The organism is Sphingobium jiangsuense, from assembly GCF_014196495.1.
Classification (GTDB): Bacteria; Pseudomonadota; Alphaproteobacteria; order Sphingomonadales; family Sphingomonadaceae; genus Sphingobium; species Sphingobium jiangsuense.
The window spans coordinates 35,158-57,550 of sequence record NZ_JACIDT010000010.1 but is presented as its reverse complement, the minus strand read 5'-3'; the positions used below and the strand labels follow the sequence as shown (position 1 = coordinate 57,550).

Annotated in this window: 21 protein-coding genes; 11 read left to right on the top strand and 10 right to left on the bottom strand. The window is 66.2% G+C overall.

The features are described 5' to 3' along the window. Positions 1-16: 16 nt before the first annotated feature. Both GGR43_RS14225 and lhgO read right to left on the bottom strand, forming a co-directional pair. On the bottom strand, positions 17-295 hold the full coding sequence (locus tag GGR43_RS14225) for a 2Fe-2S iron-sulfur cluster-binding protein (protein WP_188072655.1): 279 nt from the start codon (positions 293-295) through the stop codon (positions 17-19). After that, a complete protein-coding gene (gene lhgO / locus GGR43_RS14220) occupies positions 292-1,494 on the bottom strand; it encodes an L-2-hydroxyglutarate oxidase (protein ID WP_188072654.1) in 1,203 nt (400 codons plus the stop codon). Before lhgO ends, GGR43_RS14225 begins: the two co-directional genes overlap by 4 nt. A gap of 144 nt (positions 1,495-1,638) precedes the next feature. Between lhgO and GGR43_RS14215 the strand changes: the two genes are divergently transcribed. Further along, the gene (locus GGR43_RS14215; RefSeq protein ID WP_188072653.1) at positions 1,639-1,938 is read left to right on the top strand and encodes an antibiotic biosynthesis monooxygenase family protein; all 300 of its coding nucleotides are present in this window, start codon (positions 1,639-1,641) and stop codon (positions 1,936-1,938) included. Positions 1,939-1,956: 18 nt separating this feature from the next. On the opposite strand, the gene GGR43_RS14210 is transcribed toward GGR43_RS14215, so the two are convergent. Both GGR43_RS14210 and GGR43_RS14205 read right to left on the bottom strand, forming a co-directional pair. Then, positions 1,957-2,841 (bottom strand): LysR family transcriptional regulator, encoded by an 885-nt coding sequence (locus GGR43_RS14210; protein WP_223177463.1) that lies wholly within the window; start codon positions 2,839-2,841, stop codon positions 1,957-1,959. A gap of 57 nt (positions 2,842-2,898) precedes the next feature. Beyond that, positions 2,899-3,327 (bottom strand): cupin domain-containing protein, encoded by a 429-nt coding sequence (locus GGR43_RS14205; protein ID WP_188072651.1) that lies wholly within the window; start codon positions 3,325-3,327, stop codon positions 2,899-2,901. Between the two features lie 250 nt (positions 3,328-3,577). Here GGR43_RS14205 and GGR43_RS14200 point away from each other — a divergent pair, with 250 nt between their 5' ends. The 3 genes from GGR43_RS14200 (at position 3,578) to GGR43_RS14190 (ending at position 7,668) form a co-directional block, all read left to right on the top strand. Continuing rightward, entirely contained in the window at positions 3,578-4,864 is a 1,287-nt protein-coding gene (locus GGR43_RS14200; RefSeq protein ID WP_188072650.1) for an MFS transporter, read from the top strand. A 110-nt stretch (positions 4,865-4,974) separates the two neighbouring features. Then, complete coding sequence (locus GGR43_RS14195) at positions 4,975-5,853, top strand: amidohydrolase family protein (protein WP_188072649.1); 879 nt, start codon at positions 4,975-4,977, stop codon at positions 5,851-5,853. Between the two features lie 123 nt (positions 5,854-5,976). After that, positions 5,977-7,668, top strand: coding sequence for a thiamine pyrophosphate-binding protein (locus GGR43_RS14190; protein WP_188072648.1), 1,692 nt, complete (start codon positions 5,977-5,979; stop codon positions 7,666-7,668). 255 nt (positions 7,669-7,923) lie between these two features. On the opposite strand, the gene GGR43_RS14185 is transcribed toward GGR43_RS14190, so the two are convergent. The 4 genes from GGR43_RS14185 to GGR43_RS14170 are packed head-to-tail and all read right to left on the bottom strand — an operon-like array spanning position 7,924 to position 10,517. Continuing rightward, positions 7,924-8,784 carry a uroporphyrinogen decarboxylase/cobalamine-independent methonine synthase family protein gene (locus GGR43_RS14185; RefSeq protein WP_188072647.1) on the bottom strand — a complete coding sequence of 287 codons (861 nt, stop codon included), beginning with the start codon at positions 8,782-8,784 and terminating at the stop codon, positions 7,924-7,926. Between the two features lie 18 nt (positions 8,785-8,802). Next, the gene (locus GGR43_RS14180) at positions 8,803-9,246 is read right to left on the bottom strand and encodes a GlcG/HbpS family heme-binding protein (RefSeq protein ID WP_188072646.1); all 444 of its coding nucleotides are present in this window, start codon (positions 9,244-9,246) and stop codon (positions 8,803-8,805) included. Positions 9,247-9,279: 33 nt separating this feature from the next. Then, the gene (locus tag GGR43_RS14175; RefSeq protein WP_188072645.1) at positions 9,280-9,681 is read right to left on the bottom strand and encodes a VOC family protein; all 402 of its coding nucleotides are present in this window, start codon (positions 9,679-9,681) and stop codon (positions 9,280-9,282) included. 38 nt (positions 9,682-9,719) lie between these two features. Beyond that, complete coding sequence (locus tag GGR43_RS14170; protein WP_188072644.1) at positions 9,720-10,517, bottom strand: fumarylacetoacetate hydrolase family protein; 798 nt, start codon at positions 10,515-10,517, stop codon at positions 9,720-9,722. A 226-nt stretch (positions 10,518-10,743) separates the two neighbouring features. Between GGR43_RS14170 and GGR43_RS14165 the strand changes: the two genes are divergently transcribed. From GGR43_RS14165 to GGR43_RS14145, 5 genes are all read left to right on the top strand, one after another. Next, on the top strand, positions 10,744-11,526 hold the full coding sequence (locus GGR43_RS14165; protein WP_188072643.1) for an alpha/beta fold hydrolase: 783 nt from the start codon (positions 10,744-10,746) through the stop codon (positions 11,524-11,526). Then, positions 11,523-12,962: an NAD-dependent succinate-semialdehyde dehydrogenase gene (locus tag GGR43_RS14160; RefSeq protein WP_188072642.1), complete on the top strand. Its 1,440-nt coding sequence runs from the start codon at positions 11,523-11,525 to the stop codon at positions 12,960-12,962. Before GGR43_RS14165 ends, GGR43_RS14160 begins: the two co-directional genes overlap by 4 nt. A 3-nt stretch (positions 12,963-12,965) precedes the next feature. After that, positions 12,966-14,408, top strand: coding sequence for an aldehyde dehydrogenase family protein (locus GGR43_RS14155; RefSeq protein ID WP_188072641.1), 1,443 nt, complete (start codon positions 12,966-12,968; stop codon positions 14,406-14,408). A 26-nt stretch (positions 14,409-14,434) separates the two neighbouring features. Beyond that, positions 14,435-15,472, top strand: coding sequence for an Ldh family oxidoreductase (locus tag GGR43_RS14150; protein ID WP_188072640.1), 1,038 nt, complete (start codon positions 14,435-14,437; stop codon positions 15,470-15,472). A gap of 104 nt (positions 15,473-15,576) precedes the next feature. After that, positions 15,577-16,983: an MFS transporter gene (locus GGR43_RS14145; RefSeq protein ID WP_223177462.1), complete on the top strand. Its 1,407-nt coding sequence runs from the start codon at positions 15,577-15,579 to the stop codon at positions 16,981-16,983. A 24-nt stretch (positions 16,984-17,007) separates the two neighbouring features. On the opposite strand, the gene GGR43_RS14140 is transcribed toward GGR43_RS14145, so the two are convergent. After that, entirely contained in the window at positions 17,008-17,577 is a 570-nt protein-coding gene (locus tag GGR43_RS14140; RefSeq protein WP_188072639.1) for a carboxymuconolactone decarboxylase family protein, read from the bottom strand. Positions 17,578-17,728: 151 nt separating this feature from the next. Here GGR43_RS14140 and GGR43_RS14135 point away from each other — a divergent pair, with 151 nt between their 5' ends. Further along, positions 17,729-18,610 (top strand): VOC family protein, encoded by an 882-nt coding sequence (locus GGR43_RS14135; protein ID WP_188072638.1) that lies wholly within the window; start codon positions 17,729-17,731, stop codon positions 18,608-18,610. A gap of 400 nt (positions 18,611-19,010) precedes the next feature. Then, on the top strand, positions 19,011-21,230 hold the full coding sequence (locus tag GGR43_RS14130) for a TonB-dependent receptor (protein ID WP_188072637.1): 2,220 nt from the start codon (positions 19,011-19,013) through the stop codon (positions 21,228-21,230). A 221-nt stretch (positions 21,231-21,451) separates the two neighbouring features. Here GGR43_RS14130 and GGR43_RS14125 read toward each other — a convergent pair whose 3' ends face one another. Beyond that, entirely contained in the window at positions 21,452-22,348 is an 897-nt protein-coding gene (locus GGR43_RS14125; protein ID WP_188072636.1) for a LysR family transcriptional regulator, read from the bottom strand. Between the last annotated feature and the right edge of the window lie 45 nt (positions 22,349-22,393).

Sequence of the window (22,393 nt, the reverse complement as noted above, 5' to 3'; positions counted from 1 at the left end):
GCGCCTTCTCCTCTCCTCATATGTCGAGCACCAGTTCCGGCCCCAGCGCGCGCGACACGCAGATCGCGATGAGGCCGCTGTCCCGTTCCTCTTGCGTCAGATAAGCATCGCGATGGTCGGCGGTTCCCTGCACGATCCGCGTGATGCAGGCGCCGCAGCCGCCGCCCAGGCAGCCGGTGCGCGCCTCCACCCCCACCGCGGCGAGCGCCTCGGCGATGCTCTGGTCCACGCCCACTTCCAGCGCACGGCCCGACCGGGCGGCGACGAGGCGGAAGGGCGCGTCGCTATCGCTCATCCCAGTGTTTCCCGCTGCTCCAGCACCATGCGGGCGATCATCCCCCCGATCGGCAGCGCGGAGGTCGCGGCAGGCGACGGCGCATTGCAGACATGGACGGACCGCGCCGTGGTGCGGACGAGGAAATCATGCACGATCGCCCCGTCCCGCATCACCGCCTGCGCGCGGATGCCCGCTTCTTCCGGCTGGAGGTCGTCCAGTTCCAGCTGCGGGCAATATTTGCGGCAGGCCTCCAGATAATGGCGCTTGGACAGCGAATTGCGCATCTCGACAAGGCCGGAGGAAAGATTGGCGCCGATCACCCGCCAGAAGCCGGGGAAGCGCGCATAGGTCGCCACGTCGCGCAGGTCGAACGAAAATTTGGCGTATTTCTCCCGCGCGAAGCCCAGCACCGCATTGGGCCCCACCGTCATGCCGCCGTCGATCATGCGGGTGAGGTGGATGCCGAGGAACGGCAGGTCCGGGTCCGGCACGGGATAGACCAGCGTCTTGGCGATCCCCGATTTTTCCGGCGGCAGGCGATAATATTCGCCCCGGAACGGGATGATCTGGAAATCGGGCACGATGCCGCCCAGCCGGGCGATGCGGTCGGCCTGCAACCCGGCGCAGGCGATCAGTTGCCTTGCCTGCCATGTGCGCTCCCCGGCGCGGACGGTGACGCCCGCCGGGCCTTCCTCGATCGCCGTGACGCCCGCGCCCAGCACGATCTCCCCGCCCTGCTCGCCGATCCGTCGCGCCATCGCGCGACACATCGCCGGATAATCGACGATGCCGGTGGACGGGATGTAGAGCGCGCCCACCCCCTCGATATTGGGCTCGCGGCGCTTCAGCTCGGCTGCGTCGATCCGCTCGCACTCGATGCCGTTCTCCGCCGCGCGGGCGAAGAGCGCGTTCATGCGCCCCTGCTCCAGATCGTTGGTGGCGACGATCATCTTGCCGCAGACCTCGTGGTCGATCCCGTTGTCGCGGCAGAAGGCGACGGTCGCGCTCGCCCCCTCACGGCACAGCTGCGCCTTCAGGCTGCCCGGCGCATAATAGATGCCGGAATGGATGACGCCGCTGTTATGCCCCGTCTGGTGCCGGGCGACCTGCCCCTCCTTCTCGATCAGGACGAGCGAGGCGCCGGGGCAGCGTTCCAATATGCCGAGGGCCGTCGCCAGTCCGACGATCCCCCCGCCGATGATGATGAAGTCGTTCATGAACAGGGACGCTATGGGCGGCCCGCGCCGATGACAACGGGATCAGCGGTAAACCTATAAGACGCGCAGCATGACCAATCCGGCGCGCGGCGAAATTGCATCCGCCGCCCGGTGCGGCCATGCAGGGGGAAAGGAGGAAGTCCCATGATCTTGGAAGTTGCGATTTTCGACATAGTGCCGGGCCAGGAAGCCGCGTTCGAGGCAGGCGTGGGCCGGTGCCGGCCGCTGTTCGCCCGCGCGAAGGGATGCCGCGCCATGTCGCTGCGCCGGGTGATCGAGGTGCCCGGCCGCTATCAGCTGCTGGTCGAATGGGACAGGCTGGAGGACCACATCATCGGCTTCCGCGAGTCAGAGGATTTCCAGACATGGCGGGCGACGGTGGGGCAGTATTTCGCCGCCGCCCCGGTGGTCGAGCACAGCGAGATCGTCGCGTTTTCCGATTGAGTCAGCCGATGCCGGAACTCACTCGATCGGATGCTTTTTGAACCAGCGCGACAGGAATTCGTTGAACACGCGGATTTTCTTGGGCGGCGTGCCGCCGGGCGCGAACACCGCATAGAGCGGGCGTTCGGGCAGCGGATATTCCGGCAGCACGTCGACCAGCTCGCCCGCGACGATATCCTCCCGCACCATCTGGCGCGGGAGGACGCCGAAGCCCAGCCCGCCCAGCACCATCTTGCGCAGCACCAGATAGGTGTTGGACGACGCCGCCACCTTGCCCTTGACGGTAAGGGTCGTATCCCCGGCGAGAAAGCGCCAGCTCTGGTCGGTATCCTGCGTGATGCAGGGCTTTTCGGCGAGGTCGCGGGGATGCTCCGGCATGCCGTGCCGGGCGATGCAGCCGGGCGTCGCGACCATCGCATAATGCAGCGTCGCGATCTTCTTCACCCGCACCAGCGAGTCGGGAATATTGCGCGTGTGCAGCGCGACGTCGAAGCCGCGCTCGATGAAATCATAGGTTTTCTGCGACATGCCGCCCAGATGCAGGTTCATCGTGATGCCGGGATAGGCGAGGCAGAATTCGGTGACGGCATCGGCGATATCCATGCTGCCGATCCATTTGGGCACGATCACCGACAAATTGCCTTCCGCCTCGTCATTGCGGTCGGTGATCTGCCCCTCGACGCTGGAAATCTCGTCGAGGATGCGGGTGCAGAAATCGAAATAATCCTTCCCTGCCTCCGTCATGCTGATCGAGCGCGTCGTGCGGTTGAGCAGGCGCACGCCCAGATGCGCCTCCAGCTCCGCAATGTGCCGAGACACCAGCGCCCGCGATATGCCGAGCGTGCGCGCCGCGGAGGTGAAGCTGGACTTGCGGACCACCTGCACGAAGGTGGTCATGGTCATGAAACGGTCCATCTTCTTCCCCCCGCTGCTGCCGGTGACGATATCCGTCCCGGCGCCTTATTCGTCCGGCGCGCCCATGAGGTCGGCGGCGGAGAGATGCTCCACGGTCTCGCCGGTGTCGCCAAAGGTGCGCGTGACATTCTGCGAAGCGTATATCCACAGAATGCGCATCGGTCCATCGCCGCGATTGCGGAAGCAATGCTGCCTATTGGCTTGAATATAGGTGGAATCATAGGGCACCAGCGGCGTCACCACGCCGTCTATCTCCACCTCGCCCACGCCCTCCAGCAAGGTCACCTGCTCGTCGCAATTATGGCAGTGCATCGGCGCGCCCTCACCTCTGGGATAGACGCTCATGCCGGTGGTGAACTTCGCGCCTGCCGCATTGTGGTGGGTGATGAGCGGCCAGGTGCGGATGCCGCTGCCGCGTTCGAGGACGCGGACATCCTCTATCTTGACGATGGTGGGGCCGGTTTCTTCGCTCATTGTCCTTTTGCCTCTGTTCTCCATGGGAATGGAGACGAGGTCTGCCTTGCCCCGTCGATTGTCAATTACGCCCCGCTCCTCCGGCTTGACCCTGAAACCGGAAATATCCGAATATTTTCAATATATTGATTGATACCCACCGGGATTGGTCACGCCACACGAACATTAGTTTCGCGGATTGCGCGGGTTCGGGACCGGCCAAGTCGCACTATGCTAGGCCATCAGAACGACAGGATAAGGAGATTTTCGGATGCAGCCTGGGACCGGACCTTCACCGGCGTCGCCCGCTTCGCGGCTTACCATGCCGCTCTGTTTTCTCGTCGCCGTGCTGGAAGGATACGACCTGCAGGTCATTTCCTCCGCCGGGCCGCAACTGCGCGCGGCGATGAACCTCAGCCCCGGCCAGATCGGCTGGTTCTTCAGCGCCAGCCTGATCGGCCTCGCCTTCGGCGCGATCGCCGGGGGCTGGATGGCCGACCGGTTCGGGCGCAAGCCCGCGCTGATCGGATCGGTGCTGGCGCTGGGCATCTTCACGGTGGCGACCGCCTATGCGTATAATTTCGAATCCCTGCTGGTCATCCGCATCCTCGCGGGCGTGGGGCTGGGCGGCGCGATGCCGACGCTGATCGCGCTGGTGGCCGAGGTTTCCGGCGGCGGCAAGACGACGAGCGCCGTCACCACGATGATCTGCGGCCAGCCGACCGGCGGCATCATCTCCGCGCTGGTCGGCCAGACCATCGCCTCCCATTATGGCTGGCAGAGCCTGTTCCTGATCGGCGGGGCGCTGACCATATTGGTCGCGCCGCTGCTGGTCTGGGGGCTGCCGGAAACGAAGCCGGGCGGATCGGCGCATGGCCGCGGGCAAGGTGGCGGCGGGGCAAAGGCGCTGACCACCGCGCAGGCGCTGTTCCACGACGGGCGCGCGGCCGGAACCGTGCTGCTCTGGCTCGCCTTCATCGTGACGCTGGCGCTGCTCTCGGTGCTGCTCAGCTGGACGCCGCTGCTCGTCATGGGCAAGGGCCTGCCCAGGTTCGTCGGTCTCAACGCGATCATCGCGCTCAATGTCGGGGGGATCATCGGCGGCATCGCGATCAGCCGGCTGATCGACCGGCACGGCGTGCGCTGGCCGATGCTGGGCCTCTACCTCACCACCGCCGCCAGCCTGTTCGTCTTCGCCCATACCCAGACGCCGGCGGCGCTGCTGCTGGTCGCGGGGCTGGTCGGCTTCGGCGTGCTGGGCGCGCAATTCTCGCTCTACGGCGTGGCACCGCGCCTCTATCCGCTGGCCGGACGGGGATCGGGCGTCGGCATAGCGGTGGCGATGGGGCGGATCGGATCGGTGCTTGGCCCGATCCTGATCGGCGGCTTCATCGGCAGGGGATCCTCGGAGAACCAGGCGGTGCTGGTGATGGCGCCCGTCGCGCTGGTCGCCGGTCTGCTCATCCTCGCCCTCACCACCGCGCGCAAGACCGATCTGGAAGGGGGAGCGGCCGCCGGTGCGCGGGAAGCGGCCAAGGCGCCGCAGGGCGCCGCCTGAGCCGGGTCCATTGTCAACCGGGCATGAACGCAAAGGCCAAGATTGGGCCAGATGTAATTTCCAATCGACCGGAATAGTCAAAATCAGCTTTCACAGGAAAAGGAACACCCATGTTCATCGTTGATTCCCAAATTCACATCTGGAAGGAAGAAACCCCGGACCGCCCGTGGATCCCCGGCGCGCGCGAGCGCATGGTGCTGAACGGCCACCGCCTCGAACCCTTCACCTATGAGGAATGCCTGGAGCATATGGACAGCGCGGGCGTGAACCGCGTCTGCATCGTCCCGCCCTCGTGGGAAGGCGATCGCGTCGATTACGGCATCGAGGCGTCGGAAAAGCACCCCGACCGCTTCTGCGTGATGGCCCGCGTGGTCCAGAACGACCCGGTCGAAGGCGCGGCGATGATGCGCGATTTCGCCACCGTGGACGCGATCAAGGGCCTGCGCCTGACCTTCCACCGCCCGCAGGACCGCAACTGGATGATCGACGGCACCTGCGACTGGATCTGGCCGCTGGCCGAGGAGCTGCAGCTGCCGCTGATGATCCACGCGCCGATCTGGAAGGCGGAAATGGGCGCGATCGCCGCCCGCCACCCCGGCCTCAAGCTGATCATCGACCACATGGGCATCCTCGCCCGCTCGGTGGACGACGCGATCGGCTACTGGATGGACGAGACCGCCGACCTGCACGTCCACCCGAACATCCACGTCAAGGTGTCGGCGGTGCCGGGCTATTCGACCCACCCCTATCCCTATGAGAACATCAACGGCTATGTCCGTAAGATGATCGAGCGCATGGGGCCGGATCGCTGCTTCTGGGGCACCGACCTCACCCGCCTGATGGACGCCAAGGGCCTTACCTACCTCCAGACGGTCGAGCATTTCACCAAGCATATGGGCCTGTCGCAGGAGGCGCTGGAGCAGGTGATGGGCCTGGGCATCTGCAAGGCGCTCGACTGGCCGGTCACCGCCGAGCAGGCCGCGGCCTGACGCGACCGGAACCGGGGAGGGACTTTCTCCCCCCTCCCCGGCACGGTTGAGACTTTTCACGGAATGGAGAAGAACGGGATCGGTCCCGCGCATCGGGGCGAAGGTCCGGCCAGAGGAGCGAGCATGACGGGGCGTATCTATCAGGATGGCGGCGAAGGGTTGCTGGAGGCGTTTCGCGACCTCCGGGTGGATTATGTGTTTTCCTCGCCCGGTTCCGAATGGGCGCCGCTGTGGGAAGCCGTCGCGCGCCAGGCCGAGGCGGGCGCGCCCGGCCCGCGCTATATCGACCTCTGGCACGAAACGCTCGCGGTGGACATGGCGATCGGCTACGGCCTCGTCACCGGGCGGATGCAGGCGGTGCTGCTGCATGCCGCGCCGGGGCTGTTGCAGGGCGCCTGCGGCATCCATGGCGCGCTGCTGGCCGAGGTGCCGATGCTCGTCTTCTCCTCCGAGGCCAACAGCTATGGCGAGCGGGAAAGCGTCGATCCCGGCTCGCAATGGTATCGCAACCTGTCGATCGTCGGCGGGCCGCACGGGCTCGCCGCGCCCTTCGTCAAATGGTCGAACCAGATCCCCGGCATCGAAACCCTCTACGAGATGGTGAAGCGCGCGGGCGAGATCAGCCAGCGCCAGCCGCGCGGCCCTGTCTATCTCAATGCGCCGGTCGAGGTGCTGCTGGAGGAATGGAAACCCTCGCCCTTCCCGATGCAGGTCGCCCCGCCCGCCCGCAAGATCAGCCCGCAGGAGGATATCGACGCGCTGGTCGAGGCGATCCGTGCGGCCAGGGAGCCGGTCATCATGACCGAATCCGCCGGGCGCGATCCCGAAGGCTTCCACGCGCTGGTGCAGTTCGCCGAGGCGTTCGGCATCCCGGTGATCGAGCCCCAGTCGACCGTCTGCGGCAATTTCCCGAAGGAGCATCCGCTCTATCTCGGCAATGAGATCGGCGCGCTGCGCGACACGGCCGACCTCGTGCTGCTGGTCGCCTGCCGCGCGCCCTGGTATGCGCCGTCGAACAAGCCCGCGCAGGCGCGCACCATCGTCATCGATCCGGTGCCGCAGCGGCCGCAGTCGGTCTATCAGGTGCTGTTCGCGGACCGCTATATCGAGGGCGAGATCGCCGACACGCTGCGCCGCGCCGCCGAACAGGCCGCCCCCGCCGATCATGCGTCCCGCCGCGCGCGCCATGCCGAAACGCACAAGGCGCAGCGCGAGCGCATCGCCAGGGCGGAAGCCGCCGCGAAGGACAGCCCGCGCATCACCGCGCCCGGCCTCGTCGCCGCCCTGCGCGAGGCGGTGCCGGACGACACGATCTTCGTCGATGAAACCATCACCCACAGCCGCATCGTGCAGCAGCATCTCAGTTGGGACGAGCCCCATCGCTATTTCTATGTGCAGGGCGGGCTCGGACAGGGCATCGGCGTCGCGCTGGGCGTGAAGCTCGCCGCGCCGCAGAGCTTCGTCGTGCTGACCGTGGGCGACGGCTCGCTGCTCTACAACCCGATCGTGCAGGCGCTCGCGGCGTCGCGGAACAATGATCTGCCGGTGCTGATCCTCGTGTTCAACAACCGCAAATATCTGTCGATGCACTACAACCATATGCGCTTCTACCCGGACGGGGTGACGAAGGCGGGCGGCTATGAATATGGCGTCGACCTCTCCGGCCAGCCGCCGCTGGAAGCCTTTGGCGAGCCGTTCGGCATGCATTGCGCCGCGGTGAGCGACCCCGCCGAACTGGAACGGGCGCTGGCCGACGCGGTCGCCGCCGTGCAAGGCGGCCGCTCCGCGATCCTGAACGTGATGCTGGAGAAATAGGCGGGCTCCAGAAGCCGCTCCGCCTCCGAGCGGGGCGGGCCTCGGCTCCCCAAGCGGATTGGAGACGATGATCGCCCGCCCCCCACACCGTTCGGGCTGAGCCTGCCGAAGCCCTGTACTTCTTTGAACGAAGAACGACAGCCGGTCGGTCGACAAGTTCAGCCCGAACGGTTTTCCCACAACGGCAACGCGCCATCAAAAAAGCCCGCCATTCCGTGGAACAGCGGGCTTTCGTGGTAAATATCGGGCGGAGGATCAGCGCGCGAATCCCCACCAGCGCACGCAAACATCGGCCACCTGCGCCAGCTTCCTGTCCTGATCGGCCCAGCTGAGGCCGGATTTGGCGGAAAAGCCCCCGCGCGGGCTGAGCGCCAGCCTGTCGCCGTCGATCACCTCCGCCGCCGCGTCGATCAGGTCGAGTATCGGGTCGATCGGCTGCAATTCGGCGACGCTCTGGTCGATCAGGCCGAGCACCACCATCGCCGGATCGGGGATCAGCGCCAGCACCTCGAACCCGCGCGGCTGCGTGCCGAAATCGAGCAGATAGCGGTCATAGCCGAGGCCGAACAGCGCCTTCAGCCGCGCATCGTCCGCATTCCATTCGGGCGAAGCGCCCTGCCGGCCGATGCGCAGCGCCAGGCGATGCTCCTCCCCGCCCGCCAGCCCATCGACAACGGCGCGGTCGGCCGCCAGCTGGGCGTCGATATCCCTGCCCTCGTCGAGCAGCGGGCCGTAGGCGGTGCCGTTGAGCTGGATATAGGGCACCCCCGCCTCGATCAGCGCCGCGACCTCGCGCCGGATCGCGCCGACGGCGGCGCCCTCGGTCATGCCGGTCCGCTCCATCAGCGCCGAGGCCGACGGCAGCGACACCTTCACGTCCATATTGGCGAGCGCGACCATCGGCTTGCCCTCCGCCTCCGCGAGGATGGGCGCGTCGGCGGTCTGGATCGCCTCGATGAAATGGGAACGGAACAGCTCCCCGTCCGTCGCGACCGAGCAATTGGCCGCGCGCTGCATCGCGATCAGCTTGCGGCGCAGCGCATCCCCTTCCCCGCCATCGGGCGGAGCGATCAGCAGGCCGACATGGTCGGACCGGAAACGCAGTTGATTGGCCATGGCGGCGCTCCTCCCTCCTTATTTCTTCACCCGGTTCCACTCGGCGAAATCGATATCATAGCCGGTCGCCGCCAGCGCCTTCTCACAGATTTCCTGATCCTCGTCCCCGGTGCCGCCGGAAACGCCGATGCCGCCCAGCAGCACGCCCTCACGCTTCAGCGTCACGCCGCCCTCGGTCGCGACGATCGGGTGATGCCCCATGCGCGACACCTGCGCGAAGAATTCCGGCTGCGTCTGGCACCAGGTCTTCAGCATCTTGGCCGGGCGCTGCATGATCGCGGCGGTGTAGGCCTTGGCGGTGGCGATGCTCGGCGTCAGCGGGCGCGCGCCCTCCATCCGCTCGCAGGGGACGATGAAGCCGCCGCTGTCGACCACCACGGTGGTGATCGGCTTGTCGATTTCGGCGGCAACCTTCTGCGCGGCCGCGATCAAGGCTTTTGCCTCGGCAAGGGTCGGTCCCATTTTCTGTCCTTCAGGCTTGTTCGGGTTCGGGATTCAGGCGTTCATGTCCACGGAGGATTCCATGTGCAGCTTGCCATGATAGGTCAGCTCGATCACGGTGCCGTCCGGGTCGGTGATGTAGCAGAATTTGCTGTTGTTCTGCGGCCGCTCGACCGGCTTGGTATAGCGGATGCCCAGCCCCTTCAGATGCGCGAGAAAGCCTTCGAAATCCTCGACCTCGATCGCGAAATGGGACGGCATCATGCGCGGCATCTCGTCCTTGGGAACGGGCGTGAAATGCAGGTCCCAGTTGCCGCGCGTCATCAGCAGCACGTCGGTATTGCTCTTGGGATCCACCCATTTCATCGAGAAGACCTTGCCGTACCAGTCCCTGGTACGCTCGGCATCGGTGGTCGGGAAATTCACATGGTGAATGGTATGGGGAAGATGGCTCATGGGCTGTGCTCTCCTGATAGGAATATATCTGAAATCAATTAAGATATATCATGTAATATTTCATGAACAACCCGGTTCGACAGCGTGCCGAGGCAGGGAACATGTACCTCCACCAGGTCGCCCACCTGCATTCCGGCGGTGCGGTCGGTGCCCAGCCAGATCATGTCGCCCGGCGTGAGCGTGATATATCGGGTGATTTCAACGATGAAATCCTCGGCGTCGTAGATCATGCCATCCAGCCGATAGTCGCTGTCCACCACGCCGTTGATGATGACGGACAGGTCCTCGCCCATCGGCTGCGCGTCGGTGTCGATCCACGGGCCCATCGGCTTGAAGCTGTCGCTGTTCTTGCCGCGCCACATGGTGCGGTCGCCATGCTGCCATTCGCGCGCGCTGACGTCATTGCCCAGCGTCCAGCCGAAAATGGCGTCACTCGCCTCCTCGCGGCTGGCGCGGCGCAGCGTCTTGCCCACCACGGCGACGATCTCGCCCTCATATTCGAGGCGCCCTTCGAAATCGGCGGGACGGACGATATCGGCGCCATGGCCGACCAGCGCATTATTGGCGCGGTGGCCGATATCCGGGCGCTGCGGAACCACCGCCTTCATGTTGCCCTTGCGCCGCGCCTCCTCGATATGATGATAGAAGTTGAGGCCCGCCGCGTAAAAGACATTGGGTATCACTGGCGGAAGCAGGGTAAGGTCGGCCAGCCGCCCGATCACCTCGCCCTCGCCATGCGCGCCGAAGGGATCGCCGGCAAGGGCGACCACCTCGTCTTCTTCCTTCACAATGCCGTAAACAGGGCCGGACGCACCGGCCACCCGACACAGCTTCATCCCGAATGCTCCTTTCCTCGCAGCCTTCTGGATAGGTCGGGCGGGCGGGCCTGTATAGCGGCCGCCGGGTGGACAGTTGGTTGCACCAGCGTAACCAGTTTCCTGTCCTTTGGTTACAAATAGGCAAAACTGCTTTTACAGTCCGCGCTCTCCCCTTTCGCGATCCCGGCGACTAGACATTATGCGTCATCAAGTCCGCGCCGGACCTGCGGATCAGGAGAGATTCATGCCCTATACCAATGCGAGTGGTGTCAATATCTATTATGAAAGCCACGGCACCGGCCCCGCCATCCTGTTCGTCCACGGGTCGGGCGGGCATCATACCGCCTGGTGGCGCCAGACCGCCTATCTGTCGCGCTGGTTCACGGTGCTGACGATCGACCTGCGCGGCTTCGGCAACAGCGATCCGGTGGAGGGCGGCCCGGATGCGCGCGATTTCACCGCCGATATCGCCGCCGTGCTCGACCATAGCGGCGTCGGCCCCTGCGCCATTCTCGGCCAGTCGATCGGCGCCAGCCCGGCGCTGCGCATCGCGGTGGAGCAGCCCGAACGCGTGTCCGGCGTGCTGCTCGCCCATTCGCTGGGCGGCATTTCCGACCCGGAGCTGAAGCAGCTGGCCGCCGCCAATCGTGCCGAGGCGGAAAAGCTGCCGGTGATCGACCGGCTGCTGACGAAGGAATTCCAGTCGGGCCGCCCGGCCGAAACCTTCCTGTTCAGGCAGATGGGCACGTTCAACCATGCAACGATGCAGGATCTGCGCAACCTGTCGGCGGAAGGCCCCTCGCTGGAGCAGGTGCAGGCGATCGCCCCGAAGCTGCACTTCATCGCCGGGGAGCGCGACGCGGTGCTGTGGAACTCCACCGTCCGGCGCGCCCATGAAAAGCTGCCCGGATCGCACCTCACCATCGTCCCCAACGGCCCGCATTCAATGTATTGGGAGATGCCGGACGTGTTCAACCATGTGGTGCACCGGGCGCTGCTGACCATCTACCCGGAGATGGCGGCATGAGCGTTTCCTATCCCGAAATCCGCCTGCTGATCGACGGGGAATGGACGAAAGGCAGCGGCACCGAGAGCTCTCCCGTCGTCAATCCCGTCACCGGCGAGACGATCGGCACGGTTCCGCACGCGACCATCGCCGATCTCGACGCCGCGCTCGCCGCCGCCGAGCGCGCCTTCCCCGTGTGGCGCGACACGCCTGTGGCGGAGCGCGCCCGCATCCTGCGCACCGCCGCGCGCCTGCTGCGCGAGCGTGCGCCGCGTGTCGGCGAGGCGATGACGCTGGAACAGGGCAAGCCGATCAAGGAAGCGACCGGCGAGGCGCAGCGCGTCGCGGGCACGCTGGAATGGGACGCGGAGGAATCCCGCCGCGCCTATGGCCGCATCATCCCGACCGACCCGGACACGCAGCTTTCCGTCATCCGCCAGCCCATCGGCCCGGTCGCGGCGTTCGTGCCGTGGAACTTCCCGGCCGGATCGCCGATGCGCAAGCTTGCCGCAGCATTGTCGGCGGGCTGCTCGGTGGTGCTCAAGCCCTCGGAGGAAACCCCCGCCACGGCGGTCGCCATCGTCGAATGCCTTGTCGAGGCGGGCGTGCCCAAGGGCGTCGTCAACCTCGTCTTCGGCAATCCGCCGACGATTTCGGAACATCTCATCGCCTCGCCCATCATCCGGCTGGTCGCCTTCACCGGCTCGATCCCGGTCGGCAAGCAGCTCGCCGCCATGGCCGCCGCGCAAATGAAGCCGACGCTGATGGAGCTGGGCGGCCATGCCCCGGTGATCATCTGCGCCGATGCCGATCCGGTGAAGGCCGCAAAGGCCTGCGCGGCGGGCAAGTTCGTCAATGCCGGGCAGGTCTGCACCTCGCCCAGCCGCTTCATCGTGCATGAAAGCCTCTATGAGCGCTTCGTCGAGGCGCTGACCGAGGCCGCGAAGGCGGTGAAGGTCGGCAACGGACTGAAGGACGGCGTGCAGATGGGTCCACTCGCCAATGCCCGCCGCCTCGCCGCCGTCGACGAGTTGGTGCAGGACGCGGTGCGGGCGGGCGCGACGCTGACCACCGGCGGGCATCGCATCGGCGAGACGGGCAATTTCTACGCGCCCACCGTGCTGCGCGATGTGCCGCTCGATGCGCGCATCATGAAGGAGGAACCGTTCGGCCCGGTCGCGCCGGTCGTCGCCTTTTCCGACATCGAGGACGCCTTCGCCATCGCCAACAGCCTGCCCTATGGCCTTGCAGCCTACGGCTTCACCGAGAGCGCGGCGACGGCGGCGGACCTCGGCCGGCGGCTGGAAGCGGGCATCCTCTCGATCAACCACACCGGCGGGTCGGTGAGCGAGGCCCCCTCCGGCGGGGTCAAGGAAAGCGGACATGGCCGCGAAGGCGGGGCCGAGGCGCTCGACGCCTATCTCGTCACCAAGCGCATCTCGCACAGGCTGAGGTAAACGATGAAGGGGCATCACCTGATCGGCGGCGAGTGGATCGCGGGGACGGATCTCGTCCCCGATATCAACCCGTCCGACACCGGCGAGATCGTCGGGGAATTCCCGACCGGCGACGAAGCGCTGGTCAATGCGGCGATCGAGGCCGCGCTGGCCGCGAAGCACGGTTGGGCGCGCAGCAACATCCAGCTGCGCCACGACATATTGCGCCGCGCGTCCGACGCGATCATGGCGCGGCGCGAGGAACTGGGCACGCTGCTCGCCCGCGAGGAAGGCAAGCCCATCGCGGAGGCGATCGGCGAGGTCGTGCGCGCCGCCCATGTCTTCGGCTTCTTCGCCGGGGAGGCCCTGCGCCTGGGCGGCGAGAAACTGCCCTCGATCCGCGACGGCGTGGACGTGGAGATCACCCGCGAGCCTGTGGGCGTGGTCGGCATCATCGCGCCGTGGAACTTCCCCATCGCCATCCCCGCGTGGAAGATCGCCCCGGCGCTCGCCTTCGGCAATTGCGTCGTGTTCAAGCCCGCCGAAATGGTCCCGGCCTCCTCCTATGCGCTGGCGCGGATATTGGTGGAGGCGGGCGTGCCCGCTGGCGTGTTCAACCTCGTCTTCGGCAAGGGCCGGGTCGTCGGCACTGCGCTGACATCCCACCCCGGCATCGACGCGATCAGCTTCACCGGCTCGGTCGGCACCGGCCGTTCGGTCGCGGCGGCCTGCGTCGCGGCCAGCCCGATGAAGAAGGTGCAGCTCGAAATGGGCGGCAAGAACCCGCTGATCGTGCTGGACGACGCCGACCTCGTCGTCGCGGTCGACGTGGCAGTGAACGGCGCCTATCTCTCGACCGGCCAGCGCTGCACCAGCCCGGAGCGGCTGATCGTGGCCGAAGGCATTCACGATCGCTTCGTCGCCGCCGCGATCGAGAAGCTCTCCGCGATGAAGGTCGGCCATGCGCTCGACCCGGACACGATCGTCGGCCCGGTGGTCAGCGAAGGCCAGCTCGACAGCAATCTCGACTATGTGCGCCTCGGCCGCGAGGCGGGCGCGACGCTCGCCTTCGGAGGCGAGCGCACGCAGGCGCGCACGCCCGGCTTCTACATGACGCCGGTGCTGTTCACCGACGTTTCCAGCGACATGAGAATCGCGCGGGAGGAGACCTTCGGCCCCTTCGCCGCCGTGATCCGGGTGAAGGATTATGAGGAAGCCCTCGCCGTCGCCAACGACACGGAATTCGGCCTGTCGTCGGGCATCTGCACCACCAGCCTCAAATATGCGAGCCATTACAAGCGTAACAGCAATGCGGGCATGGTGATGGTGAACCTGCCCACGGCGGGCGTCGATTATCACGCGCCCTTCGGCGGCCGCCGGGGGTCGAGCTACGGCCCGCGCGAACAGGGCCGCTACGCCGCCGAATTCTACACCAGCGTCAAGACGGCCTACACCGCCGCCGGCTGAGCCATCCTTTCCAACGGAGAATTTTCATGTCCGAACGCAAGACCATCGGCGCCGACGCGCTCCGGGCCCTCGCCGCGAAGATGCTGGCGGCCAAGGGCATGCCCGAACAGGATGCCGCGACCATGGCCGAGGTGCTGGTCTGGGCCAGCCTGCGCGGCGTCGATTCCCACGGCATCACCCGCCTGGTGCCGACGATGGAGTGGATCGACAAGGGCATCGTCAAGGCCGCGCCCGCCATCCGGGTGGAGCGCCCCCGCGCGGCGGTGCTCGCCATCCATGCGGACCGCGCGGCCGGGCCGGTGGCGATGACCCGCGCCGCCGACGAGGCGATCGCCGTCGCGCGCGAAACCGGCACCTGCTGGGCGTCGGTGGCGATGACGACGCATATCTGCGCGATCGGCTATTATGCGGAGCGCATCGCGAAAGCGGGGATGGTCGGCATCGGCATCTGCGCGGGCATGCCGAACATGGGCTATGCCGGGGTGAAGGGCGCCGCCGTCGCGACCAGCCCGCTCACCATCGCCGCGCCCTCCGAAAAGGGCGCCGTGCTGCTCGACATGGCGACCGCGACCATCGCGCTCGGCCGCATCAAGCAGTACAAGGCGAAGGGCCTGCCGCTGCCCGGAGGCGCGGCGCTGACCGAGGCGGGCGAGCCGACGACCGATCCCGCCCTCGCCGCGATCCCGACGCCGATGGCCGGGCCCAAGGGATCGGGCATGTCCTTCATGTTCGAGATACTGACCGGCGTGCTGGCGGGCGTACCGACCTTCGCTCCCTTCCACGCCAGGGCGGAGGGCGCGAAGAAGCATCGCCAGAACGCTGCGCTGATCGCCGTTGATCCCGCCGCCTTCGGGGACGTCGCGGCCTTCCGCGCCGCCGTGTCGGAGGCGGTCGGCGCGCTCCATGCCCTGCCCCGCGCCGACGAGGCAGTGCCGGTGCTCGCCCCCGGCGAACGGGGCGCGGCGGCGGCGGCCGAGCGGGCGCAAAAGGGCATCGTCGTCGCGCCCAAACTTTGGGGGGATATCAGCCAGACCGCCGCCGCGCTGGGCATCGCCGTGGACTGAGCGCCCGCGATGACCACCATGCCGGGCACGGCCATGCCCGCTCCGCCACCCGACGGCAGGGAACGCATTATCGTTCCCTGTCCTTTTTGCGTATAGGGCCCGCCATGTCCGCACCGTCTTCCCCTTCCCCGCTGCGCTCGCGGCTGACCTCCATCGCGGTGGCGGGCGGATTGCTGATGGAGTTCATCGACAGCACCTCGCTGGCGACCGCCCTGCCCACACTGTCGCGCGAATTCGGCATTCCGCCGGAAGAGTTGAAGCTGGCGCTCACCACCTATGTACTGGCGCTTGCCATGTTCATCCCGGCGAGCGGCTGGCTGTCCGACCGGTTCGGCGCACGGCGCGTCTACATGATCGCGATCGGCATCTTCATGGCCGGGTCGCTCGCCTGCGCGCTTTCCGCCAACCTTGCCATGCTCGTCGCCGCGCGCTTCCTTCAGGGGCTGGGCGGCGCGCTGATGCTGCCGGTCGCGCGCACGATCATCGTGCGCTCCACCCCGCGCGAAAATCTGGTGTCGGCGATGGCGTGGTTCACCATACCGGGGCTGCTCGGCCCGCTGATCGGGCCGCCGCTGTCCGGCTTCATCCTGTCGATCGCCAACTGGCACTGGATCTTCCTCATCAACCTGCCGGTGTCGGTGCTGGCGATCGTCGCCATCCGCCTGCTGGTGCCCGAAACGGCGGAGGACCGGAACATCCGCACCTTCGACATGCAGGGCTTCGTGCTGACCGCCAGCGCGATGATCCTGTTCATCGGCGCGATCGAGCTGAGCGGCGTGGGCCTGCCGCTCTATTTCTCGATAGGCGCGGTGGCGGGCGCGCTGCTGCTGATGGCGGGCTACATCCGCCATGCGCTGCGGCGGGAGCGGCCGGTGCTGAACCTCCAGCTGTTCCGCTACACCACCTTCCGCCTCAGCATGATCGCCGGGACGGTGGTGCGGCTGGGGTTCGGGGCGGGGCCGCTGCTGATGCCGCTCTATTTCCAGATCGGCCTCGGCTGGTCGCCGCTGGCAGCGGGCGGCATCATCATCGGCCACAGCATCGGCGTCATCCTCGCCAAGCCCTTCGCGCCGCGCGTCATCGGCTGGCTGGGCTTCCGCAACGCGCTGATCGCCTGCAATCTGGCGGCGTCGGTGGCGGCCTTCTTCCCCTATCTGTTCAGCAACGCGACGCCGCTGCTGCTGATGTACGCAGTGCTGATCACCGGCGGGCTCAGCCGGTCGATGCAGTTCACCGCGAACAACTCGCTCGCCTATTCGGAGCTGGACGATGCGGAGGTGTCGGACGCGGCCACCATGGCGTCGGTGCTGCAACAGCTGGGGCTGGCCATGGGGGTGAGCCTGGGTGGCCTGCTGATCCATCTGGGGCGGGAAACCAGCGGCGGCGCGCTGACCGCATCGAGCTTCCTGATGCCGTTCGCGGCGGTGAGCATCCTCATGGCGGCGGCCTCACTCATCTATATGCGCCTGCCGCGCGACGCGGGCGAGGCGATGCGGGGCGCGGCGGCCTGATGCCGGGCCGCCACGCCGCCCGCATCATTTCACCTTGGCGAAATTCTCGATATCCGGGAACGGCGCCTCGATGCCGGGGCGCAGCGGCACCTGGAAGGTGTTGAGCAGCATCGCCAGCATCGAGAAATTGCCCATCGCGCCGATGATGTCGATCATCCCCTGCTCCCCGAAGGCGCGGAGCGCGGCGTCGAAATTTGCGTCGCTGACGAAGTGGTTCTGCAACAGGTCCATCGCGAAATTGTAGAAAACGGTTTCGTCCTCATTGGTGAAGGCAGGCACCCGCCCCTCGGCCAGATCCTTGACCGCCTGCGCGTCCACTCCGGCGGCGACGGCCTTTTCCGCATGGGCCGCCCAGCTATATTGCGCATCCCAGAAGCGCGCGGTGACGAGGATGCTGAGTTCCCGGATGCGCAGCGGCAGCACGGAATCGAAGCGGAGGAAGGCGCCGAGCGCCTCCACCTTGTCGCACAGTTCCGGGCTGCGCAGCCACAGCAGGAACGGCCCGCGCACATGGCCGCGCTTTCCGGCGATGCGGTCGTGCAATTCCTTCTGCCGGTCGGTGAGGGTGGTCAAATCCAGATCGGGCAAACGCATATTTCATCTCCTTCTCCCCTTGTCTGCTAATCGGATTGCGCGCGAGCGGAATGCCCCGTTTCGTGAACAAAGGGTTTGCGCTCGCTGGACAAGGCCGGATTGACACCACCCCCCGCCCCATGGCCTAGATCAAGGCCGGGAGAAGAGAGCCATGACCATCATCAGGACCGAGGAAGTCCTCTACCATGTCGCCGATATCGACGCCCCCGCCCGCTATTGCGCGGATTTCGGCTTGCGGCCGCTGGAGCCGGACGGCCATGCCGCGCGCTTCGCCACCGGCACCGGGCAGGTCATCGCCATCGATCCCGCCGGGGAAGGCGAGGAAAGCGGCATCGCCCGCATCGTCTGGGGCGTCGATACGGCGCAGGCCCTCGCCGCGATCCGCGCGGAAATGGCACGCGACCGCGCGGTCGTGGACGAGCCGGACGGCGGCTTCCTGACCAGCGACGAAACCGGCTTCGTCATCGGCTTCCGGCTGGCAAGCGTCGAAACGCCCACGGCGGAGCGGCGGCCGGTCAACAGCTTCGGACAGGTGGAGCGCTGGAACGACCGGCTCGGCACCTATGGCCGCGCCCGCCCGCTGCGCATCGCCCATGTCGCGCTCGACATACCGAAGCAGGGCAAGGACGAGGCGGTGGCCTTCTACACCGGGCGGCTGGGGTTCAAGGCGGTGGAGACCATCGCGCCCACCGGCACCTTCCTGCAAGCCGAGGGCGAGACGGATCATCACCAGCTCTTCCTCTGCCACCGCACCGACCGCAAGGGCACCAACCATGTCGCCTTCGAGGTGCGCGATTTCGACGAGGTGGTGGAAGGCGGCAACCATCTGGTCAGCCAGGGGTGGAAGGAAACCCGGCGGCTGGGCCGTCACACGGTCGGGTCCAACATATTCCGCTTCTTCGCCACGCCCATGGGCGGGCGGTTCGAATATGTCGCGGACATGGATCAGGTCCGCAAGGAAGAGCCGCACCGTCACTGGGAAACCAGCCCGCCCCATCATCTTTGGATGCTCAAGACAAACGGGCAGGATTGACCCGCCCTTCGCACCCTATCGAGAATTCCGGGCGGGCGCCGACGATCCTTCTTCGTCGGCGCCGCGTCGCATTGTGCAGCAAAATGATACCGATATTGGGGTTTGGCGGTGTCATTAGTCTTGCCGGGTGAACATAACTATCAATTATCTGCGGATCGACGCCCAATCGACACGGCCTATAGTCGGGTTCGAAGGCTGGACGGAAAGCCGGTTGCGCAAAGGACGCGCCGTTCCCGACCCGGCCTCCTGCGCTAACGGCCCGGCGAGACTGATGGCCTTTATCGAATAACGAGCACCGCAAAACAGGCGGGCTTTGGGAGACATAAGGATGGGAGACAGGCAAATGGGGATGGCGTCATTCCATATTGCATCCGGACACGGCACGCGCAGGCGTCTGGTGATGGCCGGCCTTTTCGCGGCGTCCGCCCTTTCGACACCGGCATGGGCGCAAGCCGTCGATCCGCAGGAAAGCGCCGCCCCGATCGGCATCGCGGATATCGTCGTCACCGCGCAACGGCGCGCGGAAAGCATGCAGAACGTGCCGATCGCCGTCACCGCGCTGAACGCCGAAACGCTCGAAGCGACGGGCGTGCGCGACACCTCCGACCTGAAGGCGGTCGCCCCCAGCCTCAATTTCAACACCGCGGTCGGCGGCTTCGGCCTGCCGCGCATCCGCGGCGTCGGCTCGACCGGCACCGGGCCGGGCATCGAGAACCCGGTCGCGACCTATATCGACGGCATCTATATCGGCTCGGCCACCGGCGCGATGATGACGCTCAACGATATCGAGCAGGTTGCGGTGCTGAAGGGGCCGCAGGGCACGCTGTTCGGCCGCAACGCGACCGGCGGCCTCATCCAGATCACGACGAAGAAGCCGTCCTACGACCTGACCGGCGATTTCAAGGCCAGCTACGGCAATTACGACACCATCGGCGGCAGCGCCTATCTTTCGGGCGGCCTCGCCGGCAATCTGGCCGCCAGCGTCGCGTTCAAATATGACAATCGCCGCGACGGCTATGGCGTGAACGTCAACACCGGCAACGAGATAATGACCGAAAAGTCCTATGCGGGTCGCGCCAAGCTGCTGTGGGAGATAGACGACGCCAGCTCGCTGACCCTCTCGGCCGATTTCTCCCGCGTCAACGCCGCGAGCCCGGCCTTCCGTCCGCTCACCCGCAATGTGCGCGGGCAGTTCGCCGACGGCGGGCGCCGCGACATCGATTCCGACATCGATCCCACGCTGCGCTCGCGCCAATATGGCGGCAGCGTGGAGCTGCGCCATGATTTCGGCACCGTCGATTTCATGAGCCTGACCGGTTATCGCAAGATGAAGCTGCGCGTCAGCTTCGACCCGGACGGCACGACCGAGGGCGACTGGGCGGCCGTTCCCGCCGCCAACGCGCCGCCGCTCGGCTTTTCCCACGGCTTCATCATCGACAACAACCAGATCGACACGCAGCTGACCCATGAGGTGCAGTTGCTGTCCGACAATGATAGCCGCTTCCAGTGGGTACTCGGCGGATTCTACATGTGGGGCGAAGGCCGCTACGAGCCGTCGCGGAACGTCAACGCGTTCCAGACCAATGTGCAGCGCTCCTACACCGATCTGGAGGTGAAGCAGACGCTGCAATCCATGGCGGCGTTCGCGCAGGGCACCTATCGCCTCGGCGAGGCCACCAACGTCACCGCGGGCATTCGCTATACCCGCGACCAGCGCCGCGCGGTCGGCTCCCGCATCACCTACAGCGCGACCACCGGCCAGCCGCTGCCGGTGCAGACCTTCCCACAGGGGGTCATCGAATCCTACCGCAAGACCTTCCCTCGCGCGACGTGGCGGCTGTCGATCGACCATCGCTTCTCGCCGGAGATGATGGCCTATGCCAGCTACAACCGGGGCTTCCGCAGCGCCGCCTTCGTCGCGCAGAACATCGGGCTCAACACCCCGCTGGAAAACAAGGTGCTGAAGCCGGAAATCGTCGACGCCTATGAAGTCGGTCTGAAGACCGACCTGTTCGACCGGCGCCTGCGCTTCAACGTCGCCGGCTATTATTACGACCAGAAGAACGTTCAGGTCATGCAGATCCAGAACGGCATCCAGACGGTCTACAATGCCGACGGGGCAGAGATTTACGGCGTCGACGCCGATTTTCAGATCCGCCCGTTCGGCGGGCTGACCCTGACCGGCGGCGTCAACGTCACCCATGCCCGCTACAAGAATTTCGATACGGCGGTGATCTCCATCCCCAATGCGGCGGGCGGCAACACGCTGACCATCGGCGACGCCAGCGGCAAGCGGTTGCAGAACGTGCCCGACTGGACGCTCAGCCTCGGCGCGACCTACGACATCCCGACCTCGATCGGTGATTTCACCATCGGCGCCAACTATTATCATAATGACGGCTGGGCGGCCGACCCTGACAACCGGGTGGCGCAAGGTTCCTATGACCTGCTCGACGCCTCATTGAGCTGGCGGGCCCAGAGCGGCCTGACGTTCAGCGTCTGGGGCAAGAACCTGACCAACGCCTTCTATTTCCAGCAGCTGGGCGCCAGTAATTTCAGCGACAACGGCGTCCAGGCCGCGCCCCGCACCTATGGCGTGACGGCGGGCTTCCGGTTCTGATGAAGCGAAAAGGGTGGGTGGTCTTGACGGACCGCCCGCCTCTCTTTTTTTGTGTGGTGATATCTGTGGACATCAATCCTTCCCTCCCCTTCAGGGGAGGAGACCGAGGGGTGGGGTGTGCCGCAGGGCACAAATGCCGGATTTCGAGGCCGAACCCTACCCCAACCCCTCCCCTGAAGGGGAGGGGCTGATGTCGGAAAACCGCCTCCTGATCCCCCGCCCTATTTCAGCGGATGCTCGCGAAACCATTCGCCCAGAAAGCCGAGCAGTTCCCGTACCTTGCGCGGCGGGGTGCCGCCCGGCGCATAGGCGGCGTAGAGCGGGCGGTCCTCCAGTTCATAGTCCTGCATGATGCGCACCAGCCCGCCGCCGCCGGAAAAGCTGTCGGCGACCCGTTGCGGCACCACTGTCACGCCCAGATCGTTGAGCGCGGTCATGCACAGCACCGCATAGCTGTTCGACGAAAAGCGCGGCGGGGTGCGCACGGTGAACACCTCGCTGTCGCGGGTGAAGCGCCAGATCGCGTCCATCGCCTGCATCAGGCAGGCATGATGCTCCAGATCCTGCGGGCTGGCGGGCACCCCGTTCTTCTCCAGATAGCCGGGGGACGCATAGGTGGCGTAGGATATGTCCGCGATCTTCTTCACGCGGATGCCCGAATCCGGCAGCTTCTTCGTCTGGAAGGCGACATCGAAGCCGCGATCGAGGAAATCGTGCATCTTGGTCGACAGGCCACCCAGCGTCAGATGCACATTGACCTTGGGGAAACGGTTGCAGAATTGCGCCAGCGCGGCGCTGACCTCCAGATAGCCGACCCATTTGGGCGCGATGATGGAGATATTCCCCTCCACCGCCGACTGCATGGTCTGCACCGCTTCCTCGCCGACGCGCACCTCGTCCAGCACGCGCAGGCAGCTTTCATAATAATGCTTGCCCGCCTCGGTCAGCGTCACCGATCGCGTGGTGCGGTTGAGCAGCCGGACGCCCAGATGCGCCTCCAGATCGGAAATATGGCGCGACACCAGCGCGCGCGAAATGCCGGTTTCGCCGCCCGCTCCGGCAAAGCTGCCGTTGCGCACCACCCGGACGAAGGTCGCCATGGTCGCCAGCCTGTCCATCCTTGTCCTTCCTCCTCTGCCGGGGCGCCGCGCGGCGTTGCCGAA